We start from the raw sequence: 24,729 nt of genomic DNA on the forward strand, positions 1-24,729 counted from the left end.
CCATATGAAGGATTATCGAACTTTGCAGCTATTAGATAAATGTAGTGGGTGGTTTACTAAATTCGGGATTGATTATACAGCGATGCGGCATATCCTACAGGTGAAGCTAACGCTCGATGCAAGAACCTCTTCCTTTTTATTAGCCAATGCTAAATCTAGTGGAGAGAAGCAAACTAAGGCAAAAAAAGAAAAAAATCAATTTATAGGTTCTTTATGGTTTTATTGCTTATTTGGCTTAATTACCAGTCCACTCATTTATATCGCTGACAATTATCTGTTTCAGATGAGTATATTTTTTGGCATTTTTACATTTATGCTATTAACGATTTTAATTTCCAGCTTTTCCTCAATATTGTTAGATGTTCGGGATCGAACGATATTGTTCAGTAAGCCGATTGACAAAAAAACGCTTGCTATGGCAAAAACAATGCACGTATCCATCTATATGCTGTTTTTAACAGGATCGATTGCTCTCATTCCCTTAGGCGTAGGACTGTATCGGCATGGTATTTTATTTTTTCTCCTGATGCTTTTATGTGTAGTGCTGATTGATTTATTTACAGTCGTTTTAACCGCACTTATTTATTTACTAGTGTTACGCTTTTTTGATGGTGAGAAGCTTAAGGATATGATTAATTATGTGCAAATTGGACTAACTGTTGGGATTACGGTGGGGTATCAGCTATTAATACGTTTATTTGGGGTTGTAGATATGGCTGTCGTATTTCAGTCCCAGTGGTGGCAATTTTTAATTCCACCGATCTGGTTTGCGGCTCTATTTGAGACTACGTTAAATGGTATACATGACCCCTTGTTTATACTATTCAGCCTGCTTGCGCTCGTGATTCCTATTTTGTCATTTATCATTTATCTAAAATTTTTGCCTACGCTAGAGCGTTATGTGCAGAAGTTAGCCGCACCAAGTGGGGTGGATAAAAGTAAAAACAAAATTGCTAAGCTCCTTGCTAAGCTAAGCTGTCGAAGTCAAATCGAAAGAGTGTTTTTCCAGTTTACCTGGACCATGATTAAGAAGGAACGCAAATTTAAGCTTAAGGTCTATCCCTCTCTAGGGTTGTCACTGGTGTTTCCATTTATTTTTTTATTTAGCCCAGGCTTTGGGGGGATTAGTAAAACTCAAGGCTCGCCCATGTTTTTACTCATTTATTTTTGTGCCATGCTTATTCCGACGGTTATCATTATGATTCAATATAGTGAAAAGCATAAAGGCGCTTGGATTTATGAAATTACTCCAGTCCAGGATGAGACGGTAATCTATAAAAGTATGATTAAAGCTTGCTTTTTACGTCTAGTGGCTCCTGTATTTTTCCTTGTTAGTATCGTGATGATCTATCTATTTGGGATTGTCATTGTACCTGATTTAATTTCGGTATTGTTGAGCTTGTTTTTATACACCGTCTTAACCTTCATGTATTTTGAAAAGTCATTACCTTTTTCTAAGCCTTTTGGCGTTGGCGAATCAGCAGAAGGCGTAAAGGTTGTGCCGATCATGCTTGTTGCTTTTTTAATTGCACTTATTCATTTTGCATTTTTGCAGGTCATGTATGGCACTTACTTGTACATGGCGGTGGTCATTGCTTTAAATTGGGTTGCGTGGAATAAGGGTTTTACCAAAGACGTATTATTACGTGGAGTTAAGATATAATATCTATATAAAATAACAGCAGAAGGCAGGGGGAATTGTCATTTTTTGATGATTTTCCTTGCCTTTAGTTTCATGTAAGCGAATTAATTGTAAATGGACACATTTTATTCACATGTACTAATTACGATAAAGCTATGTGTAGCAAGGGTTTGATGATACTTAACTCAATTGTGACATTAATCATGTGATTCTTGTCACAAAATTATTGATTTTTATGTGTTAGCTTGCACGAAAACAGTGATAGAATTCACAATAGTTGAGCATTTATGCAAAATGCCTAGATAATTATAATGATGAGAAAGTAGGGAAGAGACATGTTGGATCCGGTTATGCTTGGACGCCTTCAGTTCGCAGTGACTACCATTTTCCACTTCTTCTTTGTGCCACTGTCTATTGGTCTGGTGTTGCTTATCGCGATCATGGAGACGATGTATGTCGTCAAGGGCAAAGAAATTTACAAAAAGATGGCAAAGTTCTGGGGACATTTATTTCTAATTAACTTCGCAGTTGGGGTAGTAACAGGGATTCTTCAAGAGTTCCAATTCGGAATGAACTGGTCTGATTACTCTCGGTTTGTCGGGGACGTGTTTGGTGCGCCACTTGCCGTTGAAGCCTTGTTCGCCTTTTTCATGGAATCGACATTTATTGGTTTGTGGATTTTTGGTTGGGACCGCTTATCAAAAAAAGTTCACTTATTATGTATTTGGCTCGTTGCAGTAGGAACGACTGTTTCTGCGTTCTGGATTTTAGCTGCGAACTCCTTCATGCAAAGACCAGTTGGGTTCGAGGTCGTCAATGGTCGGGCGGAAATGAACGACTTTTTTGCACTAATTTCTAATGGACAGCTATGGGTTGAGTTCCCACATACGGTATTAGGTGCATTTGCGACCGGCGCTTTCCTCATTACAGGAGTAAGTGCTTATAAGCTGCTCAAAAAGCAAGATACAGAATTTTTTATGAAATCATTTAAGATTGCATTGATTGTTGCTTTAATTTCCTCCTTTGGTACAGCGTTGGTTGGACACTCCCAAGCACAATATTTGGTGAAAACACAACCAATGAAAATGGCTGCTTCTGAAGGTCTTTGGGGTAAAAGTGGTGATCCTGCGCCTTGGACGGTGTACGCGCATATCGACCCTGAGAAAAAGGAAAATAGCTTTGAAATTAAAATTCCTTACGCGTTAAGCTTTTTGTCCTATAGCAAGTTTTCGGGTGAAGTTAAAGGGATGAACGAGCTTCAAGCAGAATATGAACAAACATATGGACCAGGTAATTATATCCCACCAGTGAGAACGACCTTCTGGAGCTTCCGGATTATGGTTGCGGCAGGTTCAATTATGATTTTACTGAGTCTATATGGCGCATATTTAATGGCACGTAAAAAATTAGGAAATCCAAATAAAAAGTATTACAAAATGATGTTATGGGCCATTTCTTTACCATTCATTGGGAATACAGCGGGTTGGATTATGACTGAAATTGGACGTCAGCCATGGACGGTATTTGGCTTAATGCAAACGAAGGATAGCATTTCACCAAGTGTAACGGGCGGACAGATTTTATTCTCCTTAATTTCATTCACCTTAATTTATGCGGTGCTTGGTATCATTATGGTTTACTTGTTCGTCAAGTCGATTAAGAAGGGACCATATGCGAAAGACGATCATGATGATAGTCATGCAGATCCATATGATAAGGAGGGATACCATGTCTCTTAATGAATTGTGGTTTGTGCTTGTTGCCGTATTATTTATCGGTTTCTTTTTCCTCGAAGGCTTTGACTTTGGGGTAGGGATGAGTACTAAATTTCTCGCTAAAAATGATATGGAAAAGCGGATTTTGATCAACTCTATTGGTCCCTTCTGGGATGCCAATGAAGTATGGTTGATTACAGCGGGGGGCGCGATGTTTGCCGCATTCCCGAACTGGTACGCTACGATGTTTAGTGGTTATTACACACCACTGGTTGTATTGTTACTTGCGCTCATTGCCCGTGGGGTTGCTTTTGAATTCCGAGGCAAGGGCAAGGGAGAAGCTTGGAAAAAATCATGGGATGCTTCGATCTTCTTTGGTAGCCTACTTCCTCCATTTTTACTTGGAGTTGTTTTTGCAGGGATGATGAAGGGATTGCCAATCCACGAGGATATGGAAATGCGTGCAGGATTATTTGATATGGTTAATGTCTATACTGTAATGGGTGGAATCACCGTTGTAATGTTATGTTTAGTACATGGCTTAATGTTTACAACTTTACGTACAGTGGGTGATCTTCAATTACGTGCGCGGAAGCTAGCTAAGACATTGCTGTATCCACTTGCTGTATTGTTAGTTGTATTTGCAGTAATGACTTATTTCCAAACGGATATTTTTGAGGTTCGTGGCGGTATCTTGACCATCATCGCGATCTTAGGGGTTGTATTGTTCGTATTGGCAGGCTACTTCATGGCTAAGCAAAAGGACAGTTGGGCATTTGGGATGACTGGGGGCGTAATTGCACTTTCTTTTGCATCGATCTTCGTAGGGATGTTCCCTCGAGTTATGGTTAGCTCTATCAATGATGCTTTTTCATTAACCTTGACCAATGCAGCGTCAGGACAATATTCCTTAAAGGTGATGAGTATTGTAGCTTTAACCTTGTTACCGTTTGTTTTAGGTTATCAAATTTGGAGTTATTTTGTGTTTCATAAACGCATTCATGAAAAGGAGCATTTGGAATACTAATGGGTCGTGGATTGATGAACTTCAAAGGGATTAGGCCAGTAATGATGATTATGGCTTTATTAACATTGATTCAGAGTATCGCGATAATTATGCAAGCAAAGTGGCTGGCAGAGGTTGTCTCTGCCCTCTTTGCGGGCGCAAAAATAGAGGAACAGTTCGGCACAGCCGGATTGTTCCTAATTGCATTTGCAGTGAGACAGCTATGCGTATTGCTGCAGCAACGTACAGCGTCCCATTTTGCAGATAAAACAAGCCAGGATTTGCGTAAAAAAGTTTTGGATAAGTTATTTCAGCTTGGTCCACGGTATGCAGGAGTTGCGGGTACAGGGAATTTAGTTACCCTTGTAATTGAAGGGGTCATTAAGTTCCGTAATTACTTAGAGCTATTTCTTCCGAGAATGCTTGCTACTGGAATGACGCCAGTGCTGGTATTAGCTTATGTGTATTTTTTGGATGTAAGATCAGGAGTAATCTTAACTGTTACTTTGCCGATTTTAATTGTATTTATGATTTTAATTGGACTTGCTTCTAAAAAGCGAATGGATCAGCAATGGGAGTCCTACCGCACCTTGTCTAACCATTTTGTTGACTCTTTGCGTGGTTTAGAGACACTAAAGTTTCTTGGCCGCAGTAAACAGCATAGCAAATCTATTCAAACGGTAAGTAACTCTTATCGGGAAGCCACAGTTAAGACGTTACGTATCGCTTTTTTATCGTCCTTTGCCCTTGATTTCTTTACGATGTTATCGGTCGCTTCTGTTGCCGTTAACCTTGGGCTTCGGTTGATTGATGGTCATATTTCACTACTACCTGCGCTAACTGTGCTGATTTTAGCACCTGAATACTTCTTACCTGTACGGATGGTGGGGGCAGATTACCATGCCACACTAGATGGAAAAGAAGCAGGGGAAGCGATGAATCAAATTATTAATTCCGCAGAGGCGAGAGAAGCTCAGCATGTGGCGCTTTCTGCAAATGCTAATCTAAATTGGAAACAAGATAGCACACTTACTCTTCGTGGTATTGGTTTAAGTCATGAACATAGCCACGTTCCTTCGGTGAGCGATGTTTCGCTTGAAATTTCCGGGTTACGCAAGATTGGAATTGTAGGTGAAAGTGGGGCTGGTAAATCTACACTTATCGATATGTTAGGTGGGTTTTTAAGTCCAACTACAGGTGAGTTTGAGATGGATGGGATTGCGCTGCATGATTTAATGCATAGTGATTGGAGTAATCAGATTACATATATCCCGCAAAACCCTTATATTTTTAGTGGTACGTTAGGTCAAAACATTGCTTTTTACAGTCCTGAGGCTACAAGTGAGCAAATTCGAGACGCTGCCGAGGCGGCTGGCTTAGGTGAATTGGTGTCAAGCTTACCACAAGGTTATGATGAGCCGATTGGCGGCGGTGGACGTGCATTAAGTGGTGGACAAGAGCAACGTGTCGCCTTAGCACGTGCTTTATTAACAGGACGTCCAATTATATTGCTGGATGAGCCAACTGCTCATTTAGATATTGAAACTGAATATGAGCTAAAGGAAACGATGTTGCCGTTGTTTGACAATAGACTCGTTATTTTGGCGACACATCGTCTTCATTGGATGTCTAATATGGATGAAATTATTGTGATGGAGCAAGGTAAGGTTGTGGAAAGAGGAAGTCATGATGAGCTCATGCAATCACAAGGTGCATATTATGGCATGCTCCACTTGCAGCAGGAGGGATTAGCATGAAGCAAGAAGACTGGTTACGACCATATTTTCTGGAATATAGCGGAAGGTTTGCCCTCTATTTGATTCTGTCGATCCTTACTGTGTTGTGTGCAGGGATGCTGATGTTTACTTCAGGGTTTTTGATTTCAAAGTCTGCAACGATGCCATACAACATTTTGTTAGTTTACGTGCCTATTGTAGGTGTTCGTACCTTCAGTATTGGTCGGTCTGTCATTCATTATGTTGAACGGCTTGTTGGCCATGATGCTGTATTACGTATTTTATCTAAAATGCGTGTGCGGCTTTATCGGATTTTGGAGCCCCAGGCTTTGTTTATCTCTTCTCGTTATCGTACAGGTGATATTCTTGGCGCACTAGCGGATGATATCGAACAGCTTCAAAACGTGTATATTCGTACCGTGTTTCCAAGTCTAGTTGCTGTTGTCTTATATGCAGCGGCGGTGATTGGAATTAGTGGGTTTGATGTCACCTTTGCCGGTTTAGTTGCGATTTATATTTTTATCTTAGTTTTTGTTTTGCCGTATATATCATGGAAATTAACTAAAGGGACCAATAAAGCGGTAAAAAGAGAGCGTAATGGCTTATACCAAAAGCTAACGGATGCAGTCATGGGAATAGGTGATTGGGTCATTAGCGGAAGACAAGGCCATTTCCTACATGATTATGAAAGTGAAGAAGCTACTGTAGCGCAAAAGGAGAGAAAACTACGCGCTTGGAGTAGATGGCGGATGCTAATCGGTCAGCTCGTGGTAGGGATTGTTGTCGTTTCCATGCTGTATTGGTCAGGAAACCAGGCGGCGGCAGGGCAGATTGATATTACGTTAATTGCTGCCTTTACCTTAGTTGTTTTTCCAATCGCAGATGCCTTTTTACCTGTATCTGAGGCGATTGAGCGTATCCCAGGGTATCAGGAATCTCTGAACCGATTGGATGGGATGTCGGGTTCTGATTCAATGTTAGCAGGTAATGCACTGAGTGGGCTTCGCCAGCTAACAAAAGAAGAGATTAGCACAGCTTCTAAGCACGCTGATCTTTCATTAGTGGATGTTGCCTTCCGTTACAATAAAGTTGAAGGTAATTCAGTACAATCACTTTCCTTAGATATACCACAAGGCAAAAAAATTGCGATTATTGGACGTAGTGGTGCAGGCAAATCTACATTACTAAAATTGATTCAAGGCGCTTTAGTCCCAACTGAGGGAAGCATCACAGTAAATGGGATCAGTGCGCATCAATTTGGGGATGAGATTGCACACGTGATTGCTGTATTAAATCAACGTCCTCATCTATTTGACACAACATTAGGAAATAATATTGCATTGGGACATAGCGGATGTACGAAGGAAGAAATGATGGATGCGGTTGATCGAGCCCAGCTATCTGGGCTGGTGGCTAGTCTCCCAGCCGGCCTAAATACACCGATGCGGGAAACAGGACAACGCTTCTCAGGTGGAGAACGTCAACGTGTCGCCTTAGCGCGTGTGTTATTGCAAAATACACCGATCTTAATTTTAGATGAACCTACGGTAGGGCTTGATCCACGTACAGAACGTGAACTGTTATCTACGATTTTCCGTAGTACAACAGGCAAAACCTTAGTTTGGGTTACCCATCACCTTGTTGGTGCAGAGCAGATGGACGAAATTATATTTATGGAGCAAGGCAAAATTATTATGCAAGGCTCGCATGCTGAGTTGATGGAGCGTGAGCCAAGGTATCGTCATTTGTATGAACTTGATAAACCGCAATAAAATAACGTACAAATACTAAGACCTCCTAACCACAAATCGTGGTTAGGAGGTCTTTAAATTTTGTTACTACATCATTATTGTGGCTTACTTTATTGAGGTTCATTTCCCCATACTAGCTGACCTGCCACATACCCTGTAACTTTTGTGTTGTCTTGATATGTTGTTGAAAGGGAATCAAACGAATAATCATTAGCTTGATTAAAGCTGCTCCAATTTAGCTTGGAGAACCGAGTTTGGATGAAGGCACTTTGCCCTGGCTGAAGGACTCCAGCATCATTGCTAAATCCGATTTGCAAATAGTGATCCGCAGTAGCTGTAGCCGCTTGTAGCTTCACAAAGGTTCCAGTGACATGTTGATTACCGATACTCGCCCAATCAGAGAAAAATTGATGTCCTTGCTCACTATCGCTAGTAAAGTAATAACGTAATGTCACATCAGACAAGTCAATTGGCTCATCCCCTGAGTTAATTAGCTTAAACTGAGGATTAATACTTTGTGTAGATGCTGTTCTATTTTCATTGTATGCTTGTACCGTAATGTCACTATCTACTGGAATTGGTGTTGTTGTATCTACAATATTTACAGCTAGCATCGCAGGAGTACCACCACTAAAGTTAAAGGTTAGGCTCACACCTCCAAGTGGCTGAGTAGCTAAATAGCTACTTAATAGTGTAACGGTATTACCTGTTAACGTGTAATCTGTCCCTTCCACTAACGTCACTGCACCATTTTTAATATTGGTTAGTGTATTGCCATTTAGCGTAAGTGCGACAGAGAGGTCAGCTTGATTGCTCACCTTTTTATCAAAGGTAGCTGTTGTTGGTGTAATACTAGAGTTAGCAGGCTCAGCAGAATCAGTTACCACGACCTTTAACACCGCATTTGCCCCAGCGCTAAACACAAAGGTCAAGTTATGATTTCCTACCGCAAGTGAGGCTAGATAACTATTGCTTAATTTTACTGTTGTGCCTGTTACGGTATAATCGGTTCCTTCAGTTAACGCTACATTTCCTTTTTTAATGGAGGATAATGTATTACCATTTAAGGTTAACGCTACAGAAACATCATTAGTTGTACTTGCCTTGTCAAAGGAAGCAGATGTTGGTGTAATCGTTGAATTATTAACCGGCTCAGGTGTCGTTAGGCTATCTCCATAAGCAATACCAAGCCCATTTGTCCCAACATATACACGTCCAAAAATACGTGGATCCCCTGTAATGGCAGAATTGGTTGATGCATATTGATGATCATCATCGTTAATTCTTACCCAGCTAGCGCCAGCATCAATGGAACGGAAAATACCACGTACACCATCGATTTTTGCACTTGTATAAAGGGCATCATACGTTTGCCCAGGTGCGGCTTTCCCAATGCCAATCACATTAGCTTCCTCAACATTATCAAGTTTAGTGAAGGTAGCACCTGAATCCGTGGAATGCCAGATTCCATAAATGCCACTTTCCGTATCTCCACCTGCTAACCAAATATCACCCTCGATGGTTGGCATTAATTTAAAATCTAGGTTTTGATATGGTGGGTTTGGTAAACCAGTTGCAGCAGATTCAGTAAATGTAACCCCACGGTCCGTACTTACATAAAATTTCCCCTTACCAATCGCATAAAACTTGTCACTGTTCACACGGTCAGATTTCACAACAGCCCCTACAGGAACACCGTTGCTACGAGTCCAAGAGTTACCGTTACTGTGGGAGTAGAACACGCCTGTTTCTTCTGTGCTCCATACGATGCTTTCTCCGTCAGGTGAGACTGCAACTCTACCACCGCCGCTCGTTCCTTGCGGCTCACTAGCTGTGTACCAATTGCTACCCCCGTCACGAGAGAAGCCAATCGCTTTGGCATTTGGTGATTCTGATCTGTCAATCTTACCTACGCGGACAATATATTCAGGATCATTTTGTGCAAAATCAAGTGATGTTGACGTTTTTGGATTAACAAACATTTTTTCCGGCGTCTTCGTTAAATCATCATGACGGAAGCCAGTTACATCACCAATTGCACTTAATAAGTGAGCGCCTGATGGTGGACTAACCAAATCTAAAATCGCCATTTCTTCAATGTTTTTAGCCTTTACCTCAATATCAATGACACCATTTGGTTTATCCCAATTTGTTAAGTTATCTGTACCATATAGCGTAGCACCTGTACCATACATCATTCGATCTGAGTTAAAAGGATCGATGACAAGACTGCCAATCATCCAGCCAAGTCTTGGTGAAGGAACGGGTGGTTCTGGCAAATTACCAAAATCAAGCCAAGGTGCGGCCGAAATATCTAGCGTATAACGCAAATTACGGTCTGGATAGCCATTAAATTCCCAAATCGGTTTCCAGGTTGCCCCGCCATCTAAGCTGCGGTACATATTTGCATCTGGCCACCACTGGTTAAGATTTGCAACGACAATCGTATTTGGGTTCTGGGCATCTACCGCTAGTCCGCCATAACCAAACGTTTGTGCGCTATCACTGGAAGGGACAGGACTGATGTTTGTCCATTTTCCGGTCTTTGTATTGTATTTCCATACATCTCCCTTAGTACCATCATAAGGGCCAATCCCATTGTTATAAGGGATATATAAATCGCCAGTAGAAGACAGGACGCCGTGGTGTGGGAGGAATCCCTTTGGTTGTCCTGGGACAGCACTCCATGTCGCGCCTCCATCGGTACTTCTGTAAATGCTCTCATCCTTATCAGCAACACCAACATAAATAGTCTGCGTGGCTTGTCCTGGAGTACCTGTCGATTTATCAAATGTAATCCATGCAAGCCCCATGATATCGCTTTGGTATTCTTTAGTAGGGTCCTGAACATAGTTACCGACATTCGGGAAGTTGGTAACCTGATTCCACGTTACACCATAATCGGTACTTTTCCATAAGCCATTCCCACTACGTGCTCCAAAATATAAAATACTGTTTTTATTTGGATCAATCGCTAGACGTTCACCCATGGAACGCCCTGGCATATTACCACCAACTTTAAAAGGAAGCTCAGTTTGTTCCCAAGTGTCCCCACGGTCTGTGGAACGTAAAATATAACCATTCGTTGATTCCCAACTGTTGGTATACGTCCCTGCCGCAATATACACTCGGTCTGGATCAACAGGGTCTGTCGCCAAGGCATCTACACCTGTTTTACCCCATTCCTCAAAGCCAACCCAATCCATGAGCTGAATCCAACTACTATCCGCTGGATTCCAGCGGTACACTCCACCGATATCTGTTCTTGCATAAATAAGATCGGGTTCACTTTCGTTAAAAATGATGCCGGGGATAAAGCCACCACCAGCGCCTGTAAAGACCTTGTTCCATTGATAAGGTTCACTGGTTGCAGCCTTAGCCTGTTGTGGGAATGCTGTGAGGTAGGAGCTACCGATCAGAGCAACAGAAAGTAGGATAGCACTAAATTTAGATAACCATTTTTTGCGCTTCACAAAATTACCTCCCTATGATTTTTGGCTAAAATAAAAAAAAGTAAGTTGCTGCAAATATGGCAGGAGTAGCTTTAAGCCCCACCTCCTTTCAGAGTAGATGTCAAAGGTAATTAATGATATGGATTGTTTATTTTGAACAAAGGCAAGTAGTCACCTTGGACGACAAGTATAAAGCGCTTTCTTTTTGTGGCATTTAAAATAGTAGGTGTTGTAACTCATTAGTGTTGTGGGTTGAATTATCAATTTGATGTTGAACCAAGAGGTGTGAGTGTGTGAAAAGTGATGTGTACTGTGAGATGTGTACTATGAGATATGTAAGATCGGACAGTGTCAATCGTTGAGTAGAAGCTTGAGGAGTAGTCTGTGGTGATTATAAAATATACATTTACTAGAAAATTTTAACTTGTAATATTAAAAAAGTCAATCTATCAAACTGCCTAGAAAACTAGTGTAACTGTACATCTGGGCTATTAGCAGTCATAATAGGTACAAGCAAAAGCTGAGGCAAAAAGTAAGACAGAAGAGGTGAGGACGATGGAACTAAGGCAAATTCAATATTTTATTGAAGTAGCGAAGCTGGAGCATGTGACAGAAGCCTCTTATATGTTACATGTATCCCAATCAGCGGTAAGCCGGCAAATATTTAAATTAGAAGCAGAGCTTGGTGTGGACTTGTTTATTCATGAGGGTCGCAAGGTGAAACTAACACCAATCGGGCGATTATTTTTAGCACATATGGAACATTTAATGAAGGTAATTCAAAATGCAAAGCAGGAAATTAATGAATATTTAGATCCGGAGCAAGGGACGGTACGAATTGGCTTTCCAAGTAGTTTAGCGGCACATATGATTCCAAGCATTGTGTCTGCTTTTAGAGAGCAATACCCAGCGGTTCATTTTCAGCTTCAACATGGCTCATATAAGGAATTGATTGAATGGGTGATTAAGGGCGAGATGAACTTAGCTATTATGGGACCTGTGCCCAAGCACGAAAGGCAAGTCAATGTTGAGGTATTGTTTAAGGAGAAGTTTGTTGCGTTATTGCCAGCCACCCATCCTTTAGCGGCTCAAAACTCTGTGAAGCTAGAGCAACTGGTGGATGATGTGTTTGTGTTATTTCCTTCGGGGTTTGTCCTGCGAGATATTGTTGTACACGCTTGCACAAATATTGGCTTTCAGCCCCTGGTGTCATTTGAAGGTGATGATCTTGATGCGATTAAAGGGTTAGTTGCGGCAGGATTAGGAGTGACATTGCTACCTGAAATTGCAGTAGGCGAGCATCTGTCTTCCTCCATTGTAAGCCTACCTATCGTGGATTCGCTTGTGACAAGAGATGTAGGGATCATTACGCCAACGACAAGGGAGTTATCTCCAACAGAGAAGCTGTTTCATGAGTTTTTGAAGGAGATGGGTCCAAAATTTCAGGGTAACTAAGCTTGTGTGAGGTATCAAATGCTTAGGAAGGAGAATTGGCATTGGGAATAACCTTTCGGAATTTTAAGGATGGAGACGTTGAAAAGATAAGCAAAGCATTGGGAGAAAGTAAATATGAGTTTAATAACATCGGAAAGGTAACTTGGGATTGGATTTCACAGCACCCCGCTTCTGAAATGTTTCACCCTGAAAAGATTGGCATTTGGGAGAAAGATGGAGAAATTGTGGGGCGAGTTTCCCTTGATAGTCCTTGGTATGGTGATGCAATTATATACGTTAATCCTGAATATAGTGAACTTTATACGGAGCTACTTCATTATGCAGAGCGCACTTTTGCTGGTACAGACGACAATGGGAAAAGCTATTTGAATATTGGTGCATATGAAGGTAGTGAATTACAGGCTTGTCTAGAAGCAAACGGATATAAAAGGGGCGAGGAAGGTAGGATGTTAACCTATTCTTTATCTGAACCAATCCTAGAAGCACGTATCCCAGAAGGTTTTGAAATCAAACCGCTCCAAGAGGTATATGATTTTAAAAAGCTAAATGATCTACTATGGGGAGCATTTAATTATGAAGGTGAACCCCCTGCCTATGATGACGAAGTATATTTGCCTATAAAACATGCTTGGCTCGATTATAGACAAGAAATATGCTCGGTTGCTATAGCTCCAGATGGGGCTTATGCTTCTTTTTGCGGAATGTGGTTTGATTTTGAAACAAAGGTCGCATTTGTTGAACCAATGGTAACAGGAGAAAAATATAGACGTCAAGGCTTAGCCAAAGCATGTGTTTATGAATCAATGAAGCAATGTAAAAAGCTTGGTGCGAATGTTGTATATGTTGTCCCTGATGAAGAGCCGTATCCTTGGTATAAGAGTATGGGCTTCAAGCAGACATCAAAAAGTTACTGCTGGAGTAAAACCTTTTAATACAATGAACAGACTGGCTTGCATCTCAATGATAGGTATTTATAAATAAAGGATTTGAAGGTCTAGACATAGATATAGAGGTCTAGGACAACTTCAAATCCTTTTTTTGCATTTAAGTTAAGTCAGATGTATATAATTTACACCACACCATGCGCGATCATCGTGTCTGCTACCTTTAAGAAGCCTGCAATGTTTGAACCAACAACAAGGTTGCCTGTATGACCGTATTCCTCAGCAGCTTTCACACTGTTGTTGTAAATGTTCGTCATAATGGTTTGCAATTTAGTATCTACTTCTTCAAAGGTCCAAGCGAGTCGTGCACTATTTTGTGCCATTTCAAGTGCAGATACCGCTACACCACCTGCATTTGCTGCTTTAGCAGGTCCAAAGTATACGTCATTGCTAAGGTAAACCTCAATCGCTTCTAATGTAGACGGCATGTTAGCACCTTCAGCTACATACTTCACACCGTTAGCTACTAATGTTTTGGCAGCTTCTTCGTTAATTTCGTTTTGGGTTGCACATGGCAATGCAATATCACAAGGGATTGTCCAAATGTTTTGGCAGCCCTCTACGTATTGTGCAGTTGGATGCTCCTTCACATATTCACTAATCCGTTTTCTTTCCACTTCTTTAATTCTTTTCACAGTATCAAGATTGATTCCGTCCTTATCGTATACGTAGCCATTGGAGTCACTACATGCAACGACTTTCGCACCAAGCTGCTGTGCTTTTTCAATCGCATAAATGGATACATTACCAGAACCAGAAACGACAACCGTTTTATTCGTAAAGCTTTCGCCTTTTGTTTTAAGCATTTCTTGCGTAAAGTAAACGAGGCCATACCCTGTTGCTTCTGTACGCGTCAAGCTTCCTCCGTAGGTTAAGCCTTTACCTGTTAATACACCTGCTTCATTACCGCCAACAAGACGTTTATATTGTCCAAACATATAACCGATTTCTCGAGCACCTACACCAATATCACCAGCAGGTACATCAGTATCAGGACCAATGTATTTAGATAGCTCTGTCATAAAGCTTTGCGTAAACTTCATAACCTCACGATCTGATTTTCCTTTAGGATCAAAGTCAGAGCCACCTTTACCGCCACCAATCGGTTGACCTGTTAATGAGTTTTTAAAAATTTGCTCAAAGCCTAAAAATTTGATAATGCTAGCGTTGACAGAAGGATGGAAGCGAAGCCCACCTTTGTAAGGTCCAATTGCACTGTTAAACTGTACACGGAAGCCGCGGTTTACCTGTACCTTACCTTGATCATCAACCCAAGGCACACGGAACGAAATGATACGCTCCGGCTCTACAATTCGCTCTAGGATCGACTCGTTTTGGTATTTAGGGTGCTTGGCAAATACGGGAACAAGCGAGTCAAGAATTTCTTTGACCGCCTGATGAAATTCACTTTCACCGGGGTTGCGTTTTTTTACCGTTTCGTAAACCTCATTTACATATTGCTGTGCAGCAGTGAGGTTAGCTTGCTCAGTTGTTGCCATCGTATAAATCCACCTTTCCATCCTATGTCTAATTTAGTGTTAGTTTTCTTTTCTCGATTTTCTTACGATTATTGTAATATCTATGTCAGCTATTAACAAAGCCATATTTAGATCAAGTTCATGACTAAATTAGATTAACTTTGGTTTAATTAATAATCTATGTGAAATTACTGATTGACAATAAAATAGATGGTAAGCTGCGGAACAAAGGTTCTTCCGATCGTTGTTAAAACCAGATTCCTTATTATTAGATTTTATTTGTTAGAATTTGGTTTTAAATACGAACGCTTCACTTCTCCAGAATCCTTTGTCCCTTCGCAAATTTGGGCTATTTGTCAATCACTGATTTCAAGATAGAGCCTTAATTAAACATTTCTGATTAATCATTTATTTTCATCTTACCGTTAATTACATTAGGAGCTTTTTATAATATGAAGGAGGTTAATCATGTCGATCCAAGTTGGAATTATCGGAACAGGTTGGTTTGGTAAGATGCACGGCGATCTTTTAAGTCAGATGGAGGGGGTAAATGTAGCCGCAATTGTAGGCACTTCGATGGAAAAAGCAGAGACGTTTGCGGCCCATTATGTCGGAGCCAAAGCCTTTGATCATACGCTTCGGATGCTAGATGTAGTACAGCTAGATGCCGTTTACATTACTGTACCGCCAATGGCTCATGGCGAAATTGAGCTTGCACTTATTGAAAAAGGAATTCCGTTTTTCGTTGAAAAGCCAGTGGGTGTAGATATTGAAACTCCTGAACGTATTTTAAAAGCACTGGAGGCCAAGCCTGTCGTAAACGCAGTTGGCTATCATTTTAGATATAAAGAATCAATTCAAATGATGAAGGAACTGATAGAGGGAAGTACTGTTGGATTTGCCGAGGGTGTATGGATGGGGGATATGCCAGGTGTAGCTTGGTGGAGAAATGAAGCCTTGTCAGGTGGGCAATTTATTGAACAAACGACACATATTGTGGACTTGCTAAGGTATACCGCAGGGGAAGTAACAGAGGTGTACGCTACATTTGCCAACCAAGTTTTACAGCAAAAATATGATGGGGTGACCGTTCCCGATGTAGGGACCGTAACCATGAAGCTGGCAAGTGGAGCGATCGCGACCATTTCCAATACGTGTATTTTGCCTAGTGGGATAGGAAAGACAGGTTTAAGCTTATATACTGATCATGGCATTTTGGATTGGACACCAGAGCGTCTAGAGGTTGAAGCAGAGGGAGTTAAAACGACTTATCATAGCAAAGGTAATCCGTACGAGGCTGAATCTATTGCCTTTATTCATGCGGTACAAACAGGGGATGAATCCCATCTATTATCCAACTATGCGGACGCAGTCAAGACGCAAAGGGTGACCTACGCAGCTGTGCAATCTGCAAAGATTGGACAAGCAGTTAAACTATAATACTAAAAATATACGAATCTACCAGCAACTTCATCTATACCATTTCTATTAAATCCTCATAGTATATCTCAAGAAAAACAATAGCGTAATGATATGAACCTCCTCAAATGTATTTAGCTTGATGTTTTTCTTAATTTATATTAGGAGTTGGTAGAAATGGCTGAAGTTTTAGCTCATGTGGTCAATGTTCCTACACCAATTACAAATGGAGCTGCAATTCCGATTCCGACTACCCCTGCTGGCCAAGGGATCGCTTTAGTAAGAGTTCCTATTCCAGCTAACCGTCCTACTAATAATGTACAATTAAATGCAACAGTTGGATTACAGGGTGTAGTGGGTATTCCGAGAATATTGTTCCGTATTTTTAGAGATGGACGTGAAATCTATTATGCATTGCAAGCCGTAGAAACAGATTTTGAAAATGTTTCATTAACTTCCCTTGTTGCTGCTGATGTGAACGTTCCTCCAGGTGTCCATGACTATATATTATCTGTTGAAATTCAAAATGCCGGCGCACAAGCTACAGTCATTGGTCCTATCGTATTCACCGCACTTGCTACAGCTTAACAACTACACTAGGTATAACCATATAATAGAATAAAAGCGTAGACTCTGAGGCATATTGTCTTGGGGTCTACGCTGCTTTAAACTAGCAATGAAATTAATATCGGTGCAATGCCAAGCGTCAACAAGGCAGATACTATCATCGAAATACTAGAGATGGTTCCAGTTAGTGAACTGAATTCAAATGCTTTAGACGTTCCAGTCCCATGTGCACCTGTGCCTAGCAATACACCACGAGCAACTTCACTTTCAATACGAAACCATTTTACAATCATTGGGCCGAGCATTGTACCAAGCAAGCCCGTGATGATGACAAACACGGCTGTAATATTAGGCACCCCCCCAATAATTTGCGATATATTCATAGCAATTGGGGTAGTGACTGAACGTGGGATTAAGCTATTTACCATCGATACATCTAATTTGAGTAGCTCTGCGATTAATGCAGAAGACACGATCGCGGTAATGGAGCCTGTAAGTACGCTCACTAATATAACGACGGCATGTTTTTTGAGCACATCATAATATTTGTATAAAGGAATTGCAAATGCGATCGTAGCAGGTTGAAGCATTTTGCTTAACCATTGACCACCTGTATTATAATCCTCGAATGAAATCCCTCTAGTCATCAAAATAAGGATGAGCATTACTGGTGTAATAAGTAATGGTGATAAGTATACCTTAGGATAACGTTGATAAATTTTTTTAGAAATCGCATAAATGGCAAGGGTCGCAACGATATATAATAACGCTTGAATCATGATAGCCCACGTTCCTTCCTTTTTGTAATCCGCGTTGCTGTAAGTCCAGATGTTAACATCACAGCAAATGTACTTATGATGACGACCACAAGGATACGTAGACCTTGGTTTTCTAATATCGGTATATATTTCATGACCCCTACTGCAGAAGGAATGAAAAATAATAGCAATTCAGCAAGTAGCCAATTTCCACCTAACTCAATCCAAGATAGCTTAACAACCTCAGTTTTTAACAAAATAAATAAAATCATAATGCCAAGAATGGTACCAGGAATAGGAAGATGAAGCGCATTTGCTACAACATTCATTCCCATAGACAATAGGAACAATAAGCCGACTTGTGCTATACTTAGCAACATTGATTTTATGGTGCGCATAAATGCTCTCCTCTCCCTTTTTATGAAAACAAATGATTTATAATGTAAATATACAGCATAGTTTTTCATGAGTAAAATGAATATATAGAATGAATATCATTCCATATTGGAATGGTTGTAGGAAAGGGGGATTTTACTTGGATATTAGGCAACTGCAATACTTAATTGAGGTAGCTAGATGGAAAAGCTTCACGAAAGCAGCCGAAGCATTATATATTACGCAACCCACGATTAGTAAAACGATGAAGGCAATGGAGGAGGAGCTAGGTGTCACTTTATTTGATCGCACAGGTAAAAAGATGGTGCTGACGGATGCAGGTGAAATAATCGTGAACCAAGCACAGCAAATTGTAACCTCATTTTATAATTTAACGGCTGAGCTTGATGATTTACGTAATTTAAAGCAAGGCAATATTAGGATTGGCTTACCGCCGATGGTGGGAGCAAGCTTTTTCCCGCGTGTTATTGGGCAATTCCATAACCAATATCCTGAAATAAAAATTCAGCTTTTTGAAGATGGTGCTAAAAGAGTGGAGCTAGATGTGATGAATGGATTGCTGGATGTTGGTGTAGCTGTATTACCAACAACACAGGAGGGGCTTCAAAGTATCCCTTTTGTAGAGGAAAAGCTTAAGCTTGTGTTGCATCCCACACATCCATTGGCGCATCGCAAAGAGGTTCAACTTAGTGAACTCGCTGAGGATGCCTTTGTTTTGTTCCGCCAAGATTTCACGCTTCATGATCGTATTATTGGAGAATGTGTAAAGGTGGGTTTTCAGCCACATGTCATCTATGAAAGCTCCCAATGGGATCTAATAAGTGAGATGGTGGCAGCAGGTCTTGGGATCACATTATTACCTGAGACAATCTGTCGTGAGATTGATGAGAAGCAGGTCAAGATTGTTGGGCTAACTCAGCCAGTCATCCCATGGAAATTAGGAATCGTATGGCGTGAAGATCGTTATCTTTCCTTTGCAACAAGAGAATGGATCAGATTCGCACAAGCTGTGCTAGCTAACTCTGATTGGAGCTAGTGCATACTTTTTAAGGAACAAAGGGACATTAAGTGAAGATAACCTACAGAAATGAAGAATAAGGAGAGATTGCAAAAAATGAAACGAACCTTAGTCTCGTTGGTGTTGGCTTCACTGTTGTTCACATTGATTTGTGGTCAATATGCACCCCGTACACAAGCGGCAGATGTCCCTTTTAACTTTGGCTTTAAAAAAAGTGTAAATGGGAAGCTAGCTTCGATTGATGAGGAAGGCTTTAAAGATATACTTACGAAAAATGGTTCCATCTTTATGGGTGATCCGTCACGCAAGGAGTTATTTTTAACCTTCGATAATGGCTATGAAAATGGCTATACTCCACCGATTTTGGATGTACTCAAAGCCAAGAAAGTGCCTGCGACATTTTTTGTAACGGGTCATTACGTTAAGGATCAGCCTGAGCTAGTAAAACGAATTGCCAAGGAAGGGCACTTGGTTGGCAATCATTCTTGGAATCATCCTGATATGACAAAGATTTCAGATGCCAAGATTAAAGAAGAGCTCGAATCCGTGCATAAGGCGGTTAGTGAGCTGACTGGTAATCCTGTCATGAACTATTTAAGACCACCTCGGGGTGTGTTTAGTGATCGCAGCTTACGTGTCAGCAAGGAATTAGGGTATACGAATGTATTTTGGTCCATCGCTTATAAGGATTGGGATACTAAGGTACAGCGTGGATCGGATTATGCATTTAAAAGTGTAGTGTCTCAATTCCATCCAGGAGCCATTTTATTGCTTCACTCAGTTTCTAAGGATAATGCAGAGAGCTTGGGTGCAATTATTGATGAGGCTAGAAAGCAAGGCTATGAGTTTAAAAGCTTAGATTACTTACAAAGTAATTTGCCTCCCCATGTTATGAATGAATAAAGATATTTAGTCGATTTATAATTCTTCAATTTAAAAAGGCTTCTAAATCCAGCGTTCGCATGAGCTTAATCACATGTGGGGATTAGAAGCTTTTTTTTCTACCTTATTTGCTTTTATAATTTTATGTTAGTTTCTGTGTTTTTCACTAGTTATTGCTTTTTAAACAATGTTGACAATAGAACTTAAGGCTCATATACTTAGGTTTATAAATAAATTGTATGCCTAACTATTTATAATTATTAATATTGCGTATACGAAGCACATATAAGGAAGTGATGATGTGAGAGTAGGGGAAGATGATACTAATGCACATAAATTAATGGAGGCATTTCATCGTTTTCGTCGAGCAGAATGGAAGAAAAACACGCAAGAGGGCTGTACCTTCAACGAAATGAAGGTGTTGTTTATCGTTCGTAAATATTATAAAAAATATGAACAGGGCATAACTATATCGGAGATTAGTACTAAAATGGAGGTGACTTCTCCTACAATAACCCAGCTTATTAAAGGCCTGGAGACAAAAGGATTTGTAATCCGCTTAAACGATCAGGTGGACCGAAGGGTAGTACGTGTAGAACTAACGGAAGCAGGAGAAGAGGTCACCAACAAGGCAGTGCACCAATTTTCAGCTACGATACAAGGCTTATGCGATTTTTTAGGTGAAGAAAAAACAAAGCAATTTATTGACTTATTAAATAGCTCTTATCAGTATTTGGATGGGGAATATAAAAAGAAACAGCATTAGAGTTTAGAGTGGGGATGATAAAAACATGACGAAATTAATTAAATATTTGAAGCCTTATCGTACTCCTGTCATTTTTGTTTTAATTCTTGTATTTTTTCAGGCATTATCTGAGTTGTATTTACCTACCTTGATGTCTGACATTGTAAACAAAGGTGTCGTTCAAGGCGATACGACATATATTTGGGAAATCGGCGGCTACATGCTAATCGTTGCATTTTTAGGGATGGCATGCTCAATTGGTGCAAGCTATTTTTCCTCAGTTGCCGCTTCTGGTTATGGCAAATTACTACGCGGAAAAGTATTTGGACACGTATCCAACTTTTCGTTGCAGGAATTTGATAAGGTGGGCACAGCCTCACTCATTACACGTACAACAAATGATATTAATCAGCTTCAGCAGGTTCTAATTATGGTGCTTCGTATGATGGTAATGGCACCGATGATGGCGATTGGTGGAATTATAATGGCAGTTTCTAAGGACGCTACGTTATCGCTCATTTTTATTGTCGTTATTCCATTGCTTGCATTGGCTATTTTCTTGATTGCCCGCAAAGGGGTTCCGTTATTTAAAAGTATTCAGCAAAAAATCGATAAGCTAAACCTTGTATTACGTGAAAATTTAACGGGGATTCGTGTTATTCGTTCCTTTAACCGTGTGGAGCATGAATCTAAACGTTTTAATAAGGCGAGCTTAGATTTAATGGATGTGTCAATTAAAGTTAATAAAATTATGGCACTTATGATGCCCGTTATGATGCTTGTCATGAATATATCAGCAGTAGGGATTATTTGGTTTGGTGGCATTCGCATTGATGCGGGTCATATGCAAGTGGGCGATTTGATGGCATTTATTCAATATGCGATGCAAATTATGTTCTCGCTAGTTATGGTATCGATGATGTTTGTATTGATTCCTCGTGCAGCGGCATCTGGTGCGCGGATTAACGAAGTGCTTGAAATGGAACCAGTTATTAAAAATCCAAGCTCAACGGCTAGCAAAACATCCCAAACAGGTTATGTTGAGTTTCAAAATGTTAGCTTTAGCTACCCAGGTGCAGAAAACCCTGCAATATCAGACGTTTCGTTTGAAGCAAAACCTGGGCAAGTGACGGCGATTATTGGTGGAACAGGCTCAGGTAAGTCTACGCTTGTTAGTCTGATTCCGAGATTTTACGATGTGACGCAAGGCAAAGTGCTTGTAAACGGCGCAGATGTTCGTACCCTTTCACAAGAAGAGTTGCGTAAAAAAATTGGCTATGTCCCACAAAAAGCGGTTTTATTTACAGGAACGATTAACGATAACATTCGTTATGGTAAGGAAGATGCAACAGAAGAAGAAATCAAGCATGCTGCTAAAATTGCACAGGCTGAAAATTTCATCTCTGAAATGGAGCATGGTTATGAATCCTTGATTTCACAGGGAGGCACTAACGTATCTGGAGGGCAAAAGCAACGTCTTTCCATCGCTCGTGCGCTTGTACGTAAAGCTGAAATCTATGTGTTTGATGATAGCTTCTCCGCACTTGATTTCAAGACAGATGCGAAGCTACGCGCGGCGCTAAAGGATGAAACTGAGGAGTCCACTGTCATTATTGTGGCGCAACGTGTAAGTACTGTCCTAGATGCGGATCAAATTATTGTGCTAGATGAATCACAGGTTGCGGGAATTGGTACGCATCAAGAATTAATGGAGTCCTGTGAAGTATATCAAGAAATTGTACGCTCACAGTTGTCAGAGGAGGAGATCGCATGAGTAAAGAACAACATGGCAGAAGATCTCATGGCGGTCCAAGACATGGAGGTCCAGGCATGGGAATGCCTGTAGAGAAAGCGAAGGATTTTAAAGGTACCTTAAGAAGATTAATGTCATATATTCGACCTTATCGTATGCAATTATTTTTTGTATTATTGATGGCGGTTATTAGTACGCTGTTTAATATTGTTAGTCCTAAAATTATGGGGAAAGCAACAACAAAACTGTTTGAAGGCTTAATTGCAAAAATGCAAGGTATCCCTGGCGCGGCGATTGATTTTACCTATGTGGGGCAAATTTTGCTTATCTTACTAGGGTTTTATGCGCTGAGCGCATTATTTAGTTACTTCCAACAATACATTATGGCTAGCGTAGCTCAAAAAACAGTTTATGATCTACGACGTGATGTTAGCGATAAGCTGAATCGCTTGCCACTAAAATATTTTGACGGAAGAACACATGGGGAAACGTTAAGTAGGGTGACCAATGATGTGGATAATATTAGCTCCACTTTACAGCAAAGCTTGACGCAATTAATTACCTCCATCCTTACCATAATTGGTGTTGTGGTGATGATGTTAACGATTAGCCCTTGGTTGACGTTAATTGCAGTTGTCACCCTTCCGCTAAGTGTGGTTGCGATTACCTCAATTGCAAAACGTTCGCAAAAGCAGTTTGTACGTCAGCAAGCAGAGTTAGGGAAACTAAATGGTCACGTGGAGGAAATGTACACGGGGCACAAAATTATTAAAGCATTTGGACGAGAGCATGCTTCATTAGAGCAATTTGACACAATTAACGATCGCTTGTATGAGGCAGGCTGGAAGGCGCAATTTATTTCTGGTGTCATTATGCCGATCATGAGCTTTATTGGAAACATTGGTTACGTGTTGGTTGCTGTGGTTGGTGGTATTTTTGTAACGAAGGGTTCGATTACGATTGGGGATGTGCAAGCGTTCATCCAATACTCACGTCAATTTACGATGCCAATTTCTCAAACGGCGAATATTGCCAACATTATTCAGTCAACAGTAGCCTCGGCAGAACGTGTATTTGAAATTTTGGATGAAGAGGAAGAAGTGCCAGAGGTAAGTACACCTACCGTACTTAAACAAGCTGAGGGATATGTATCCTTTGAATCTGTACAGTTTGGTTATGACCCAGAGCATATTCTTATCCAAGATATGAATATTGATGTCAAGGCAGGGCAGACCGTAGCTATCGTGGGTCCAACAGGTGCTGGAAAAACGACATTAATTAACTTGCTTATGCGGTTCTATGAGCTAAATGGCGGTAAAATTACGGTTGATGGCACAGACATTACGAAGATGAAGCGTGGCGATTTACGTACCATCTTTGGCATGGTGCTTCAAGATACTTGGTTATTTAACGGAACGATTATGGAAAATATCGCTTATGGACTTGAAGGGGCAACCGAAGCGGATGTGTATCGTGCAGCGAAAACGGCACATGCCGATCACTTTATTCGTACATTACCTGAAGGCTATCAGACGATTTTGAATGAAGAGGCTTCAAATATTTCTCAAGGGCAAAAGCAGCTACTTACCATTGCACGTGCAATCTTGGCTGATCCCCCGATTATGATTTTGGATGAAGCAACAAGTAGCGTAGATACGCGGACAGAAGTGTTTATCCAAAAGGCAATGAATGAAGTCATGAAGGGAAGAACTAGCTTTGTCATTGCACACCGCTTGTCTACGATTAAAGATGCTGATCTCATTCTTGTGATGAACCACGGCTCAGTCATTGAAAAAGGGACTCATGATGAGCTACTCGCTCAAAATGGATTTTATGCTGATTTGTATAATAGTCAGTTTTCTAAGGGTGGATTTGATTTGGAAGTGGGGTAAATTGCAAAGAGGGGTAAGTGGGGAGGAGGGGATTACGGAGGATTTTGAGTCGCAGTCGCTGTTATCCGCTGATTCCTTCTGATTGATAAAGTATGTTGGAATCAGCGGATAAAGGCTCCT

At 40.7% G+C, this 24,729-nt stretch carries 18 protein-coding genes; 14 read left to right on the forward strand and 4 right to left on the reverse strand.

All coding sequences use genetic code 11. The features are described from left to right. Positions 1-4 precede the first annotated feature (4 nt). From J2Z32_RS10390 to cydC, 5 genes are all read left to right on the forward strand, one after another. The gene (locus tag J2Z32_RS10390) at positions 5-1,663 is read left to right on the forward strand and encodes a hypothetical protein (protein WP_210089086.1); all 1,659 of its coding nucleotides are present in this window, start codon (positions 5-7) and stop codon (positions 1,661-1,663) included. Between the two features lie 317 nt (positions 1,664-1,980). Then, positions 1,981-3,381, forward strand: a complete 1,401-nt coding sequence (locus J2Z32_RS10395) for a cytochrome ubiquinol oxidase subunit I (protein ID WP_210089124.1) — start codon at positions 1,981-1,983, stop codon at positions 3,379-3,381. After that, a complete protein-coding gene (gene cydB / locus J2Z32_RS10400; protein WP_210089087.1) occupies positions 3,371-4,384 on the forward strand; it encodes a cytochrome d ubiquinol oxidase subunit II in 1,014 nt (337 codons plus the stop codon). Before J2Z32_RS10395 ends, cydB begins: the two co-directional genes overlap by 11 nt. Continuing rightward, positions 4,384-6,120, forward strand: coding sequence for a thiol reductant ABC exporter subunit CydD (cydD, locus tag J2Z32_RS10405; RefSeq protein ID WP_210089088.1), 1,737 nt, complete (start codon positions 4,384-4,386; stop codon positions 6,118-6,120). Before cydB ends, cydD begins: the two co-directional genes overlap by 1 nt. Beyond that, positions 6,117-7,871: a thiol reductant ABC exporter subunit CydC gene (cydC, locus tag J2Z32_RS10410; protein ID WP_210089089.1), complete on the forward strand. Its 1,755-nt coding sequence runs from the start codon at positions 6,117-6,119 to the stop codon at positions 7,869-7,871. Before cydD ends, cydC begins: the two co-directional genes overlap by 4 nt. An 89-nt stretch (positions 7,872-7,960) precedes the next feature. On the opposite strand, the gene J2Z32_RS10415 is transcribed toward cydC, so the two are convergent. After that, positions 7,961-11,323 carry a X2-like carbohydrate binding domain-containing protein gene (locus J2Z32_RS10415; RefSeq protein WP_210089090.1) on the reverse strand — a complete coding sequence of 1,121 codons (3,363 nt, stop codon included), beginning with the start codon at positions 11,321-11,323 and terminating at the stop codon, positions 7,961-7,963. A gap of 534 nt (positions 11,324-11,857) precedes the next feature. On the opposite strand from J2Z32_RS10415, the gene gltC reads away from it, so the two are divergent. Further along, entirely contained in the window at positions 11,858-12,757 is a 900-nt protein-coding gene (gltC, locus tag J2Z32_RS10420; RefSeq protein WP_210089091.1) for a glutamate biosynthesis transcriptional regulator GltC, read from the forward strand. Between the two features lie 41 nt (positions 12,758-12,798). After that, a complete protein-coding gene (locus J2Z32_RS10425) occupies positions 12,799-13,689 on the forward strand; it encodes a GNAT family N-acetyltransferase (protein ID WP_210089092.1) in 891 nt (296 codons plus the stop codon). A 137-nt stretch (positions 13,690-13,826) separates the two neighbouring features. Here J2Z32_RS10425 and gdhA read toward each other — a convergent pair whose 3' ends face one another. After that, positions 13,827-15,200 carry an NADP-specific glutamate dehydrogenase gene (gene gdhA, locus J2Z32_RS10430; protein WP_210089093.1) on the reverse strand — a complete coding sequence of 458 codons (1,374 nt, stop codon included), beginning with the start codon at positions 15,198-15,200 and terminating at the stop codon, positions 13,827-13,829. 447 nt (positions 15,201-15,647) lie between these two features. On the opposite strand from gdhA, the gene J2Z32_RS10435 reads away from it, so the two are divergent. Together J2Z32_RS10435 and J2Z32_RS10440 are read left to right on the forward strand one after the other, a co-directional pair. Then, complete coding sequence (locus J2Z32_RS10435) at positions 15,648-16,619, forward strand: Gfo/Idh/MocA family protein (protein ID WP_210089094.1); 972 nt, start codon at positions 15,648-15,650, stop codon at positions 16,617-16,619. 156 nt (positions 16,620-16,775) lie between these two features. Continuing rightward, positions 16,776-17,186: an exosporium protein C gene (locus J2Z32_RS10440; RefSeq protein WP_210089095.1), complete on the forward strand. Its 411-nt coding sequence runs from the start codon at positions 16,776-16,778 to the stop codon at positions 17,184-17,186. A 77-nt stretch (positions 17,187-17,263) separates the two neighbouring features. Here J2Z32_RS10440 and J2Z32_RS10445 read toward each other — a convergent pair whose 3' ends face one another. Together J2Z32_RS10445 and J2Z32_RS10450 are read right to left on the reverse strand one after the other, a co-directional pair. Next, positions 17,264-17,941, reverse strand: a complete 678-nt coding sequence (locus tag J2Z32_RS10445) for a CidB/LrgB family autolysis modulator (RefSeq protein WP_210089125.1) — start codon at positions 17,939-17,941, stop codon at positions 17,264-17,266. Further along, the gene (locus J2Z32_RS10450; RefSeq protein WP_210089096.1) at positions 17,941-18,321 is read right to left on the reverse strand and encodes a CidA/LrgA family holin-like protein; all 381 of its coding nucleotides are present in this window, start codon (positions 18,319-18,321) and stop codon (positions 17,941-17,943) included. Before J2Z32_RS10450 ends, J2Z32_RS10445 begins: the two co-directional genes overlap by 1 nt. 137 nt (positions 18,322-18,458) lie before the next feature. Here J2Z32_RS10450 and cidR point away from each other — a divergent pair, with 137 nt between their 5' ends. The 5 genes from cidR to J2Z32_RS10475 all read left to right on the forward strand — a co-directional run bounded on the left by cidR (position 18,459) and on the right by J2Z32_RS10475 (position 24,609). Continuing rightward, on the forward strand, positions 18,459-19,355 hold the full coding sequence (gene cidR, locus J2Z32_RS10455) for a cidABC operon transcriptional activator CidR (RefSeq protein WP_210089097.1): 897 nt from the start codon (positions 18,459-18,461) through the stop codon (positions 19,353-19,355). Positions 19,356-19,433: 78 nt separating this feature from the next. After that, on the forward strand, positions 19,434-20,240 hold the full coding sequence (pdaA, locus tag J2Z32_RS10460; RefSeq protein WP_210089098.1) for a delta-lactam-biosynthetic de-N-acetylase: 807 nt from the start codon (positions 19,434-19,436) through the stop codon (positions 20,238-20,240). A 280-nt stretch (positions 20,241-20,520) separates the two neighbouring features. Then, complete coding sequence (locus J2Z32_RS10465; protein ID WP_210089099.1) at positions 20,521-20,985, forward strand: MarR family winged helix-turn-helix transcriptional regulator; 465 nt, start codon at positions 20,521-20,523, stop codon at positions 20,983-20,985. A gap of 25 nt (positions 20,986-21,010) precedes the next feature. After that, the gene (locus tag J2Z32_RS10470) at positions 21,011-22,738 is read left to right on the forward strand and encodes an ABC transporter ATP-binding protein (protein ID WP_210089100.1); all 1,728 of its coding nucleotides are present in this window, start codon (positions 21,011-21,013) and stop codon (positions 22,736-22,738) included. Further along, positions 22,735-24,609, forward strand: coding sequence for an ABC transporter ATP-binding protein (locus tag J2Z32_RS10475; RefSeq protein ID WP_210089101.1), 1,875 nt, complete (start codon positions 22,735-22,737; stop codon positions 24,607-24,609). Before J2Z32_RS10470 ends, J2Z32_RS10475 begins: the two co-directional genes overlap by 4 nt. Positions 24,610-24,729 lie beyond the last annotated feature (120 nt).

Source organism: Paenibacillus turicensis, from assembly GCF_017873435.1.
Taxonomy (GTDB): Bacteria; Bacillota; Bacilli; order Paenibacillales; family Paenibacillaceae; genus Fontibacillus; species Fontibacillus turicensis.